General features: G+C 61.0%; 13 protein-coding genes. 7 read left to right on the forward strand and 6 right to left on the reverse strand.

The annotated features are described in order from the left end of the window. Position 1 precedes the first annotated feature (1 nt). The 3 genes from hflC to DET50_RS11885 all read left to right on the forward strand — a co-directional run bounded on the left by hflC (position 2) and on the right by DET50_RS11885 (position 3,550). A complete protein-coding gene (gene hflC / locus DET50_RS11875; RefSeq protein WP_113863060.1) occupies positions 2 to 880 on the forward strand; it encodes a protease modulator HflC in 879 nt (292 codons plus the stop codon). A gap of 178 nt (positions 881 to 1,058) precedes the next feature. Further along, the gene (locus DET50_RS11880; protein WP_113863061.1) at positions 1,059 to 2,240 is read left to right on the forward strand and encodes an ATP phosphoribosyltransferase regulatory subunit; all 1,182 of its coding nucleotides are present in this window, start codon (positions 1,059 to 1,061) and stop codon (positions 2,238 to 2,240) included. Between the two features lie 14 nt (positions 2,241 to 2,254). Continuing rightward, positions 2,255 to 3,550: an adenylosuccinate synthase gene (locus DET50_RS11885; RefSeq protein WP_113863062.1), complete on the forward strand. Its 1,296-nt coding sequence runs from the start codon at positions 2,255 to 2,257 to the stop codon at positions 3,548 to 3,550. Between the two features lie 56 nt (positions 3,551 to 3,606). On the opposite strand, the gene cmoB is transcribed toward DET50_RS11885, so the two are convergent. From cmoB to DET50_RS11910, 5 genes are read right to left on the reverse strand one after another with little or no spacing between them, the layout of a single operon-like run. After that, complete coding sequence (cmoB, locus tag DET50_RS11890) at positions 3,607 to 4,599, reverse strand: tRNA 5-methoxyuridine(34)/uridine 5-oxyacetic acid(34) synthase CmoB (RefSeq protein WP_113863063.1); 993 nt, start codon at positions 4,597 to 4,599, stop codon at positions 3,607 to 3,609. Between the two features lie 14 nt (positions 4,600 to 4,613). Further along, positions 4,614 to 5,378 (reverse strand): carboxy-S-adenosyl-L-methionine synthase CmoA, encoded by a 765-nt coding sequence (gene cmoA, locus DET50_RS11895; RefSeq protein ID WP_113863064.1) that lies wholly within the window; start codon positions 5,376 to 5,378, stop codon positions 4,614 to 4,616. Continuing rightward, complete coding sequence (locus tag DET50_RS11900; RefSeq protein WP_113863065.1) at positions 5,371 to 5,730, reverse strand: PA3694 family proteiin; 360 nt, start codon at positions 5,728 to 5,730, stop codon at positions 5,371 to 5,373. Before DET50_RS11900 ends, cmoA begins: the two co-directional genes overlap by 8 nt. A gap of 32 nt (positions 5,731 to 5,762) precedes the next feature. After that, positions 5,763 to 6,779, reverse strand: a complete 1,017-nt coding sequence (locus DET50_RS11905; RefSeq protein WP_113863066.1) for a serine/threonine protein kinase — start codon at positions 6,777 to 6,779, stop codon at positions 5,763 to 5,765. 10 nt (positions 6,780 to 6,789) lie between these two features. Beyond that, entirely contained in the window at positions 6,790 to 7,212 is a 423-nt protein-coding gene (locus DET50_RS11910) for a hypothetical protein (protein WP_113863067.1), read from the reverse strand. 103 nt (positions 7,213 to 7,315) lie between these two features. Between DET50_RS11910 and DET50_RS11915 the strand changes: the two genes are divergently transcribed. Then, positions 7,316 to 8,428 (forward strand): NAD(P)/FAD-dependent oxidoreductase, encoded by a 1,113-nt coding sequence (locus tag DET50_RS11915; RefSeq protein ID WP_258546117.1) that lies wholly within the window; start codon positions 7,316 to 7,318, stop codon positions 8,426 to 8,428. A 20-nt stretch (positions 8,429 to 8,448) separates the two neighbouring features. Here the strand turns inward: DET50_RS11915 and DET50_RS11920 are convergent, their stop codons facing one another. Beyond that, positions 8,449 to 9,192, reverse strand: a complete 744-nt coding sequence (locus DET50_RS11920) for a ComF family protein (protein WP_258546118.1) — start codon at positions 9,190 to 9,192, stop codon at positions 8,449 to 8,451. Positions 9,193 to 9,233: 41 nt separating this feature from the next. Here DET50_RS11920 and bioB point away from each other — a divergent pair, with 41 nt between their 5' ends. The 3 genes from bioB (at position 9,234) to DET50_RS11935 (ending at position 12,219) form a co-directional block, all read left to right on the forward strand. Beyond that, positions 9,234 to 10,292, forward strand: a complete 1,059-nt coding sequence (bioB, locus tag DET50_RS11925) for a biotin synthase BioB (protein WP_113863069.1) — start codon at positions 9,234 to 9,236, stop codon at positions 10,290 to 10,292. A gap of 254 nt (positions 10,293 to 10,546) precedes the next feature. Next, positions 10,547 to 11,725, forward strand: a complete 1,179-nt coding sequence (gene bioF / locus DET50_RS11930; protein ID WP_113863070.1) for an 8-amino-7-oxononanoate synthase — start codon at positions 10,547 to 10,549, stop codon at positions 11,723 to 11,725. Further along, positions 11,716 to 12,219 carry a methyltransferase domain-containing protein gene (locus DET50_RS11935; protein ID WP_181799980.1) on the forward strand — a complete coding sequence of 168 codons (504 nt, stop codon included), beginning with the start codon at positions 11,716 to 11,718 and terminating at the stop codon, positions 12,217 to 12,219. Before bioF ends, DET50_RS11935 begins: the two co-directional genes overlap by 10 nt. Positions 12,220 to 12,270: the final 51 nt, after the last annotated feature.

The raw sequence follows: 12,270 nt of genomic DNA on the forward strand, positions 1-12,270 counted from the left end.
CATGGGACCCAAAAGTGTTATCGGTCTTGCTGGTGCCCTCATCATTCTGTTGTTGGTGTCTGCGAGCGTTTATATCATCCCGGAAACCCATCGTGGCGTTTTGCTGCGTTTCGGGGAGTTGATCGAAACCAACATCGAGGCGGGTATTCACTTCAAGGTGCCGGTCATCGATGAAGTCAGGGAATTTGATGTCCGGGTGTTGACTATGGACCTGCCCGCGCGCCAGTACCTGACGGTCGAGAAAAAACCGCTGGATGTGGACTCCTACATTGCATGGCAGATCACAGACGTGGACACCTTCTACCGGGCCACCGGTGGTGATGAGTTCCGGGCACAGGATCTTCTGTTGTCCCGCGTGGATAACGGGCTTCGGAACGAATTCGGTGTTCGCACCATGCACGAAGTTGTTTCAGGCCAGCGTGATGAGCTGATGGCCAAGCTCAAGGATCTCGTCAACCAGACTTCGGTAAGCGAATTCGGTATCCGGGTGCTGGATATTCGTATCAAGGCCATCGAGTTGCCCGAGCAGGTGCGCGAGAACGTGTATCGTCGGATGGCAACCGAGCGGGAAAAGCTGGCCCAGGAGTACCGCTCCCGCGGTCGTGAGGCTGCAGAGGGTATCCGGGCTGACGCTGATCGTCAGCGTACCGTGATTCTGGCAGAAGCCTTCTCGAAATCCGAACAGCTTCGCGGTGAGGGTGACGGCCGTGCCGCGCAGATTTACGCAGATGCCTACAGCCAGGACAGTGAGTTTTTCAGCTTCTATCGCAGCCTGTCGGCATACCAGAATTCGTTCTCCAACAAGGACGACATAATGGTGATCGATTCGGAAGGTGATTTCATGAAGTATATGAAAGACCCGATGGCCGGCAAGCAATAAGCGCCCGCGGATTGGAATAAACCGGAATACCTTCGTATTCCGGTTTTTTTGTGCCCGACAACCGTGTAAAATTCGGCCGGTTTTGTTTCGGGTTTTTCGGACCCACGACTTCGCCACAAATCCTGAGTGCTCCCCGCAGTCACCTGGCTGTTGCGGGAATAACAGACAACGGAATCTCATGACAGTATCTGATCGCTGGTTACTGCCGGACGGGGTAGAGGATATTCTGCCGCCGCTGGCCGGACGGATCGAATCCCTGCGCCGGGACGTAATGGATACCTGCCAACGCTGGGGCTACCAGCTGGTCATCCCGCCTTTGATCGAATACCTGGAATCCCTGTTTACCGGGACCGGGCATGACCTGGAACTGCAGACCTTCAAGCTGACCGATCAGCTCACCGGCCGGATGATGGGTGTTCGTGCGGACATGACTCCCCAGGCCGCGCGCATTGATGCCCACACCCTGGGCCAGGAAGGTATTACCCGTCTGTGTTATGCCGGCCATGTGCTGCATACCCGACCGCGCCACATGCTGACCGGGCGCACGCCGATCCAGGCCGGCTGCGAGCTGTTTGGCAGCGCCTCCGAGTCGGCGGATATGGAAGTGATCAGCCTGATGCTGGAAACCCTTCGGGTTGCCGGGTTGCCCCGCATCCACCTGGACCTGGCGCACGTGGCGATCTACGAGAGCCTGATTGGTGAGGCGGATTTCGATAGGGATACCGAAGAAACCATCTTTGATGCCATGGCCCGGAAATCGGTACCGGAACTTGATGAGCTCCTGGGTGATTGCCCGGAAGGGTCCGCCGGCAGCCGGCTCCGTAAGCTGGCGCGGGTGAGCGGTGGCCCCGAGGCGCTGGTCGAAGCACGGAAGATCCTCAGCGGTGCCTCCGAGTCTCTGGATGCCGCCCTCGACAAGCTGGACCGTGTGGCGAACATGCTGACCCGGGACTTCCCGGAAGTGAGCTTCGGCTTCGATTTCTGCGAGCTCCGGGGCTACAACTACCACACCGGACTGGTGTTTGCGGCCTATGTCCCCGGCCACGGGGATTCCGTTGCCAAGGGAGGCCGTTACGATGCCATTGGCAGTGACTTTGGCCGTCCCCGTCCTGCCACGGGCTTCAGTCTCGATATCCGGGCGCTGGTGTCCCTGGGCGAACGGACAGTAAAGAATAACGGCGCGGTTTGGGCGCCGGCAGACCAGGATCCGGCCCTGGAAGGGGCGGTTTCGGACCTGAGAAAGACGGAAACGGTTATCCGGGCATTGCCGGAGGATGAGGGTGTTAACCCTGCCACACGCGGGTGTGACCGGCAATTGGTGAAGAAGGACGGCGAATGGGTCGTCGAATCGCTGGACTGAATTGAGAGAGAATCATGGGTAAGAACGTAGTTGTGCTGGGCACCCAGTGGGGTGACGAAGGCAAGGGTAAGATTGTTGACCTGCTGACCGACAAGGTCGCCGCCGTGGTTCGTTTCCAGGGTGGCCATAACGCCGGCCACACACTGGTGATCGATGGCAAGAAGACCGCTCTGCATCTGATTCCCTCCGGTATCCTGCGCCAGGATGTCCAGTGCCTGATCGGCAATGGCGTGGTCCTGTCCCCGGAAGCCCTGCTCAAGGAAGTCCGGGAGCTGGAAGCCAACGGCGTTGCGGTGCGTGAGCGCCTGAAAATCAGCCTGGCCTGCCCGATCATCCTGCGCACCCATGTCCGCATCGATCAGGCCCGCGAGCGCGCCCGTGGTAACGACAAGATCGGCACCACCGGTCGTGGTATCGGCCCCGCCTACGAGGACAAGGTTTCCCGTCGCGGTGTGCGCCTGGGCGACCTGTGCAATCCGGCAGACTTCGAAGAGAAGCTGCGGGAGATCATGACCTACCACAACTTCGTGCTCACCGAGTACTTCAAGGAAGAGGCCGAGGACATCGATGCGGCTCTGGAGGAACTCCGTCAGATGGGCGAGGAAATCCTGCCCATGGCTGCGGATGTGACCGATCTTCTGCACGACTACCGTAAGCGCGGCGAGCACATTCTGTTCGAAGGCGCCCAGGGCTCGCTGCTCGATATCGACCTTGGCACCTATCCGTACGTGACCTCCTCCAATACCACCGCTGGCGGTACCGCCACCGGTTCCGGTTTTGGCCCGCTTTTCCTGGATTACGTGCTGGGGATTACCAAGGCCTACACCACCCGTGTCGGTTCCGGTCCGTTCCCGACCGAGCTGTTTGATGATATGGGCCAGCATCTGGCGGTGAAAGGCAACGAGGTGGGTACCACCACTGGGCGTTCCCGTCGCTGTGGCTGGTTTGATGCCGTGGCCCTGCGCCACGCCATCCAGATCAACAGTGTGTCCGGCATCTGCCTGACCAAGCTGGACGTGCTGGACGGCCTGGAAACCGTCAGGGTATGCGTGGGCTACAAGACCCCGAACGGCGAGATCTTCCGCCCGCCCATCGGCTGTGACAGCTACAAGGACATCGAGCCGGTGTACGCGGACCTGCCGGGCTGGAGCGAGAGCACCGTGGGCCTGACCAGTATCGATCAGCTGCCGGAGAACGCCAAGGCGTACATCCGCTTCCTGGAGGAGCAGATCGAGGCACCCATCGACATCATCTCCACCGGCCCGGACCGGATCGAGACGATCACCTTGCGCCATCCGTTCGGCGAGTAAGGGACAAGAGCTCCGCCATAAACAGAAAGCCCCGCAGGTCGCGGGGCTTTCTTGTTTCAGGGTTTGGTGGCAATCAGTGTGGCACGTTTCGGGCCCGGATAGCCCTCCACCGTTTTCGAAGGATCCTCCGGGTCGAGAAAATCCTGCAGTGAATTGAACCGCATCCAGTCCGTGGAGCGTTGTTCATCTGTTGTCGTCTCGGTGACGTCCACCACTTTTGCGTCGCGGAAGCCGGTGCGCTGCAGCCAGCGCAACAGGGTGTCGCAGCTGGGCAGGAACCAGACATTGCGCATCTGGCCATAGCGGTCCTCGGGCATCAGGCTGTAGCCTTCCGGCCCGTCCACCACCAGGGTTTCCAGAACCAGTTCGCCGCCCCGGCGCAGGGTGCTCTTGAGTTCCAGGAGGTGATCCAGGGGCGATCGGCGATGATAGAGCACCCCCATGGAGAAAGTGGTATCGAACACCTCCAGATTGGTTGGAAGGTCCTCCATTCGCACCGGCAACAGATCGACCGGAACCTCGCCGAGATAGTTCTTCACCGCGAGGAACTGGAACAGGAACAGCAGCCCAGGGTCTATACCGATGACCCGCCGGGCGCCTGCGCCAAACATGCGCCAGCAGTGGTAGCCGGAGCCACAGCCTACATCCAGGATCTGCCGGCCCTTGAGGTCGGACAGGTGGGGGGCGACCCGGTCCCATTTCCAGTCGGAGCGCCATTCGGTGTCGATAAAGGTATCGAAAAACCGGAACGGGCCCTTGCGCCATGGCATCAGCCCGCGCAGGCCCGCTTTCAGGTCCTGTTGCTCCGCCTCTGTAAGTGCCTGAGCGGTTTCCAGGGTGACGGCCGGGGCGTTCAATTGCCCGCGAACATCCGGTAATCGGGGCAGGGTATCCAGAGCCCGCAGCCACCGGCCCAGGTCTCCGTGGGGCGCTTCCTCGAATTTGTGAGTGAACTGCGTGCGCAGGCTCTCTGCCCAATCCTGCAGGCCCTGGGCATCGAGTTCGGACAGAACCGGGTTGAAATAATGTTTCCAGTCGAAAGTTGTCATTGCAGATTGATAGCTCAGTCGGCCTTGATGGCCAGCATGGATACAAAGTTGAAACACTGGTACCACAGCAGCACCTGGTCGAAACCGGCGCTGAGCAACCGTTCGCGGTGAGCGGCCAGGGTCTCCGGAATCAGCACCTGCTCGATGGCCGAGCGCTTCTGGCTGATTTCCAGATCCGAATAGCCGTTGGCCCGTTTGAACTCATGGTGCAGGCGGGTCTGGACCTCCTGTTCCTGTTCCGACTCGAACCGGATCTTCTCGGACAGGATCAATACGCCGCCGGGACGGGTCGCAGATGCGATACGGGCAAGGAGTTCTGCACGCTGTTCCGGTGGCACGAACTGGAGGGTGAAATTCAGGGTGGTAACCGAGGCATCACTCAGTTCGGTATCCAGGATGTCTTCACAACGCAGGGTAACCGGAAGCGAGGAGTCGTCCAGGGCGATGTAATGCTCACAGCGCTCAATCATCGCCGCCGAGTTATCCACCCCGAACAGCTGGCAGTCCTTGTCGCCAATACCATGGCGCATGGCCAGGGTGGAGGCGCCCAGGGAGCAGCCCAGGTCATAGCAATTGGAGCCGGGCTGGGCGTATTGCTCGGTGATCACCTCGATCATCGGGATGATGGTGGTGTAGCCAGGCACCGAGCGGCGGATCATGTCCGGAAACACCCGTGCCACGGACGCATCGAAACGGAAATCCTCCGGTTTGCGCTCCGTGGCGAACAGGCGATCGGTAGCCTGCTCCGGTGGTGTTGGGGTGGGGCTTTCCTTACTCATCGGAGGCCCCCTGCTCTGGCACCGCAGGCCCGGTAGGTGAGGGCCGGGCACAGCGGACACCACGATTCTTGTAGTCCACCAGGATGCCCCGGAAATCGGGATCCACATCGGCGGCAATCGCCAGGTAACCGTTCTCGCAGACCGCATGCAGTTCCGACGCCTTGGGCGACATCCGAAACGGCTCGTCCGGCGTCACGTGGATGGCCTCGAATTCGCCCACAGGCACGTGGTCTTTGTTGTCCGAGTGGTCGATCCGGCCTGCGGTTTCCAGTGCCAGTACGGTTCCGATGACGGAAATCACCGCGGTGATGATCAGGCTGCGGACGGTGTAACGGGCTTCACTCTGGCTCATGCCTACCTCTTTGTGAAGTGAATGAAATCTGGTTAGTACTGGCCGGGGATACTGATGGCCGGGGCCTGCAGGGCCGCCATCTGTTCCCGCAGGGACAGGATCTGGTCGGACCAGAACCGGGGCTGGGCAAACCAGGGGAAGAAGCGCGGAAAGGCGGGGTCGTCCCAGCGTTTCGCCAGCCAGGCGCAGTGGGCTATCTGCCGGTAGCAGCGCAGGGGCTCGATCAGGTGGCGTTCACGGCGGTTGAAGTCCCGGAACATTTCATAGCCTTCCAGGAGTTCCCCGAGCTGGGCGCCGCGTTCGTGATCCTCGCCGTTCAGCAACAGCCACATGTCCTGGACAGCCGGGCCGGAACGGCAATCATCCAGGTCGACAAAAAGCATCTGTTCATCCCGGCACAGGATGTTGCCTGCGTGGCAGTCGCCATGCAGCCGCAGGGTATCCACCGGACCGGCATCGTCGATGCGGGCGGCGCACAGGTCCAGAAGTTGCGGTATCAGGCTGTCCCAGGCCGGCCGCAGGTCTTCCGGGATCCAGTTTCCGTCGATCAGTAACCGGTTGTTGGTCTCGATGCCCTCCATCAGGGCAAAGGCGGGCCGGTGATGGAAAGGTTCGCGAGCCCCGATGTTATGGAGTTGCCCCAGCCACTGGCCTAATCGGAACAGCGTGTCGGTGACACTGGTATCCGGTGCGTGGCCGCCCCGCTGGGGAAAGACCGCAAACCGGAAACCGCCATGCTCGGCCAGGGTGCCCCCGCCCGCCATGACCATCGGCGCCACCACCGGGATGCCTGCTTCCTGCAGTTCCAGGGTAAAGGTGTGTTCCTCACGGATGGCGGCCTCACTCCAGCGGCCCGGACGGTAGAACTTGGCAATCACCGGAGTCTCGTCCTCGATACCGACCTGGTAGACCCGGTTCTCGTAGCTGTTCAGTGCAAACAGGCGCCCGCTGACCGGGAAGCCCGCCTCTTCCAGGGCATCCAGGATGGCATCCGGAGTGAGGGCGTCGTAGGGATGGCCGGATACGGCCAGTTGCGGGTCATGGGGCATAGGAGTGTGGTCAAAGGCCTTTGTCGGTTTTCGATTTCATGCGCAGCAGATGATACCAGTTTTCGTCCAGTTCCCAGCGGACATGGTCTATGCCCGGGTCGGCCAGGATGATCTCACCGGCCCGGGCCTGCACCTGCGCCAGTTGCCGTTCCGCCCGTTGCCAGTCCCGGTGATTGTCCGGGAGGTTCCGCATGCTCGGAAAGATCGCCCTGAGGGCTTCTTCCGTGGACACGGAGTGCGACCGGAGGGAGCCCATGATGGCGGTGTCCCCCTCCACCCGGAGTACCCGGTGCTGGTAGGGGTAACCGGCGACCGTTTCGTCGGATTTCAGCAGATCGTTAAGGCTGATGACCTCGAAACTGCGCCACCCCAGCCAGCCCACGAACAGTGCTGCGACGACCATAACGGCAATAAACTGTTTGCGGTCCGACATCCATGGGGCTCCGTTAAAAACTTCCTGGCAGCAAGTATAACGTTTATGGTGTTTCAGGTAATGTTTGCCGGGCATTCAGGGCGAAATCAGGGGAGGCTGGCGGTTGACGGAAGTCGATATTCTGGAAACACAGACGGTGGTGATCGGTGCCGGCGTGGTTGGTCTCGCCGTGGCCCGGCAGCTGGCGATGGCTGGCCGGGATGTCATCGTCCTGGAATCCGGTAGTCGGTTCGGCGAGGGTATTTCTTCCCGCAACAGCGAAGTGATCCATGCCGGTATCTATTATCCCGAGGGTACCCTCAAAGCCCGTCTGTGCGTGGCTGGCCGTCGGCAGCTCTATGACTATTGCTTCAGCCGCAATGTGGGGCACCGGAAATGCGGCAAATGGATTGTGGCAACCAGTGCTGAGCAGCAGGCGAAGCTGGAGGGAATACAGAGCGCGGCGGCACTTAACGGGGTGCCTCTTGAGCTGGTAGACGGCCCGGACGTTCGGGTACGGGTACCGGATATTAGGGTGGAGGCGGCACTGTGGTCCCCGGAAACCGGGGTTATCGATTCCCACGGCCTGATGCTGTCCCTGCTCGGTGAGCTGGAAGATCATGGCGGGCAGCTGGCGCTGAAGTCCCCGGTGCTTTCGGCTGTGTCTGAACGTGGTCGCCACCGTCTGACCGTGGGCGGGGATTCGGCCTGCACACTGGTTGCCGATGAGGTCATCAATGCGGCCGGGCTGGGAGCGCCGGACCTGGCGGCAAACTGGCAGGGGCTCCCGGATAGTCAGCGACCGGAGCAATGGTTCGCCCGGGGCGTATATTTTTCCTACAGCGGCCGGCATCCGTTTGACAGCCTTATCTACCCGGTGCCTGAAGCCGGCGGGCTGGGCGTTCATCTAACCCTCGACCTGGCCGGCCAGGCCCGTTTCGGCCCGGATGTGGAGTGGATCGAAGCCGAGGATTACACCGTCGACCCGCAGCGTGTCCACCGTTTCGCGGAAGGTATCCGCCAGTGGTGGCCCGGACTGGATCCATCGCGCCTGCAACCTGCCTATGCCGGGATCCGGCCCAAGCTCAAGGGGCCGGAAGACGGTTTCTTTGATTTTCGCATCGATGGCCCCGGGGAGCATGGCGTTCCCGGGCTGGTCAATTTGTTCGGAATCGAGTCGCCCGGGCTGACTTCCTGCCTCGCCATCGCGGAGCTGGTCCGGGACAAGCTGGCCTGATAACCCGCGCTGATCAATGCTTAGCCGGGCGTCCTCGCCAGTGCCCAGATTTCCACCTCCCGCGCCCCCGCTGCTTTGAGTTTCAGGGCCAGAGCCCGGGCGGTGGCGCCGGTGGTTACAACGTCATCCACGATCGCAACCCGCTCTGGTGGCGTTCCCCGCACCTCAAAAACATCCCTCAGGTTAGCCAGCCGCTGGGTTCTGTTGAGTTCACGCTGGGACTTCACCTGTTTCACCCGCCGCACCAGGCCGGCATCAACAGGAATCCCGAGTTGCCGTCCCACCTGCTCAGCAATGTCTGTGGCCTGATTGAAGCCTCGTTTCCGGCGGCGTTTCGGGTGCATTGGCGCCGGCACCAGCAGGTCGGGCAGGCTGGCCGGTTCCTCGGCCAGTTGGTGCGCCAGGAACTGTCCGAAGTCGGCCACCAGGGGCCGGGCGAACTTTCGCTGGCCATGGTACTTGTAGCGGCCAATCATGCCGTCCACGGGAAACTGGTAGCGCCAGGGAATCCGGGCCCGCTCGAACGGCGGTGGTTCCTTGCTGCATTCGCCGCAGCGCAGGTTGTCTGCCGCCCAGGGCAGGGGCAGCCCGCAGGTAAAACAGCTCCATCGGTTAACCGGCAGATCCGCCCGGCAGGGGGCGCACAGGCCATGAAGAGCATTGACGGAAAGGCAGGCAACACAGCGGCCTGCTCTTGCGGCGCTGTTAACCTTTAGTTCCTTTAAGGTTGACAGCAGGTTCAGTCCCATTATCATCTGTTTCATCCGTAAACCCAGAGACCGGGAAAGGTTAACAGGACTTGAACATGACCGCGAATGAACTGCGTCACGATTGGACGCTCCAGGAAGCCCGCGCACTTTTCGAACTGCCTTTCAATGACCTGCTGTTTCGCGCTCAGAGCGTGCACCGGCAGCATTTCGATCCCAATGAGGTTCAGGTCAGTACCCTGCTGTCCATCAAGACCGGCGCCTGCCCGGAGGACTGCAAGTACTGCCCCCAGAGCGGTCATTACAACACCGGGCTGGAAAAGGAGAAGCTGCTGGAGATCGAGAAGGTGATCGCCGAGGCCCGGGCGGCCAGGGAGAAAGGTGCTTCCCGCTTCTGCATGGGCGCCGCGTGGCGTAGTCCGACCAAAAAGGACATGCCCTACGTGCTGGACATGATCCGCGAGGTGAAGTCCCTGGGTCTGGAAACGTGCATGACCCTGGGCATGCTGCAGGAAGACCAGGCGCAGGAGCTGGCGGATGCCGGTCTGGATTACTACAACCATAACCTCGACACCTCCGAGAAGTTCTACAACCACATCATCACGACCCGTACCTATCAGGATCGCCTGGATACCCTGGATAACGTGCGCAAGGCCGGCATGAAGGTCTGTTGTGGCGGCATCATGGGTATGGGCGAAGATGAGGATGACCGGGTCGGTCTGCTGGTCCAGCTTGCCAATCTGCCGCAGCATCCGGAGAGTGTGCCCGTGAATATGCTGGTTAAGGTGAAAGGCACGCCGCTGGAAGATGTCGAGGATCTGGATCCGTTCGAGTTCATCCGGATCATTGCGGTGGCACGGATCATGATGCCGGCTTCCCATGTGCGGCTGTCGGCCGGTCGTGAGCAAATGAATGAGCAGATGCAGGCGCTTTGTTTCATGGCGGGGGCCAATTCGATCTTCTATGGCGAGAAGCTTTTGACCACTTCGAATCCGGAGGCGGATGCGGATATGCAGTTGTTCCGGAAGCTGGGGATTCGGCCTGAGCAGCGGGAGCAGTGTGCGACCGAGGAGCAGGAGGAAGAGGCGATTGCCGAGGCGGTGGAGTATGAGTCGACCCGGCATATGTTTTATGACGCGACCCGGGAGTCTGCCTGATTCTCTGGTTTCGGTGAAGGTGAAGGCCGGGGTGTTGTTCCCGGGACACGCTACGAGCACCCCTTCGGGGTCCAGCCAGCAATCACAGATTGCTGTCGTTCGGCTGTCGCATGAAGCTTCGCTTCATAAACGCTCGGCCTCACCCATGTGCGCTTGTTTCGGGCCGTCCATGGCCCTCAACAGTCCCGGGAACAACACCCCGGCCTTCACCCGGACCTGACAGTTACCCTCTACAGGCTATTGGTCGGATTTCGATGCGTAACTTTGCCAAAGAGATTGAAGAACGGAAGCGGGCCGGGTTGTACCGAACCCGCAGGTTGGTGTCTGGCCCCCAAAAACCGGAGCTGACAGCCGATGGAAAGTTCTTGCTGTCGTTCTGCAGCAACGATTACCTCGGTCTGGCTAACCATCCCGCCAACATCGCAACCCTGAAGAACGCACTCCCGGAAACCGGTTTGGGTGGCGCAGCCTCCCACCTGATCTGTGGCCACCACGACGCCCACCACCAGTTGGAAGAGCGTCTGGCAAGGTTTACCCGTCGCAGTTCCGCCCTGTTTTTCTCCACCGGTTACATGGCCAACATGGGCGTGATTTCCGCCCTGGCCGGTCGTGGCGATACGATTTTCTCGGACCGGTTGAACCATGCCTCGATTATTGACGGTTGTATCCTCAGCCGGGCGAGGGTGCGGCGGTACCCGCATGGGGATGTGGCTGCGCTCGAGTCTATGTTGAAGGAAACCGGCGGTCACAAGCTGGTGGTGACGGATGGCGTGTTCAGCATGGACGGAGACGTCGCGCCGCTGCGGGCGCTGGCCGGCGTGTGCCGGGAGCACGATGCCTTACTGGTAGTCGATGATGCCCATGGCATCGGTGTTCTCGGTCCGGAGGGGCGGGGTAGTGTGCTGGATTCCGGGCTGACCGAGGAGGATGTACCGGTTCTAATCGGTACCCTCGGCAAGGCTGTCGGCACCAGCGGTGCGTTTGTGGCCGGTACGGAGTTGTTGATGGATTACCTGGTCCAGAAAGCCCGGACCTATATCTACACCACCGCCATGCCGCCGGCTGTCGCCATGGCAACGTGCACCAGCATGGATGTCATCGAACGTGGCGATTACCTGCGTTCGCACCTGGACTCCCTGATTGACCGGTTCCGGACAGGGGCGAGGGCGCTGGGTTACGAACTGATGGCGTCCCACACCCCGATCCAGCCGATCATGATTGGCACCAACGAAGCCGCCCTGGCGCTGAGCAAGGCGCTGGAGGACCGGGGGTTGCTGGTAACCGCCATCCGCCCACCAACTGTTCCCGCCGGCGAGGCGAGGCTGCGGGTGACCCTGAGCGCGGCGCATCGGATGGCGGACGTAGATCGCCTTCTGGTGGCGCTGAAGGAATGCCGGCCAATGATGGAAGCACCGGAGACCGCATGGGCGTAATCCGGACACCATCAGTATCACTGGGCCAGCCTGTTCCGGCCGCCAAGAGCGATATCGCCAGGGAATTCGGCAGAGCTTCGAATACCTACGAACAGGCTTCCCGCCTGCAGCGCCTGATGGGAGACGCCATGCTGGCGCGCTTGACCCAGCAAAACGCAGCTCCCCGTAACATTCTTGACCTTGGTTGCGGCACCGGCTGGTTTACCCGGGCGCTGCAGAACCGGTTCCCGGAAGCGCAAATTGTCGGCGTGGACCTCTCAGCCGGAATGATCGAAAGGGCCAGATCCTCGAGCCCGGCAAACATCCAATGGCTCACCGCCGACGCCGAATCCTTACCGTTTTCAGCGGACACCTTCGACCTGGTTTTCAGCAACCTGATGATCCAGTGGTGCCAATACCCCCAAACCGTCCTGGCTCAGTGCCGCCGGCTTCTCCGGCCGGAAGGGCGGTTAGCCCGGATTTCTCATAGCTACTCAGCAAGTCTCGCAGACTAGGCGGTTTACCGCCATGACCGCTCCGGTGCGGCTATTATTGGCTAATTGTTG

It is taken from the genome of Marinobacter pelagius, from assembly GCF_003315345.1.
GTDB lineage: Bacteria > Pseudomonadota > Gammaproteobacteria > Pseudomonadales > Oleiphilaceae > Marinobacter > Marinobacter pelagius_A.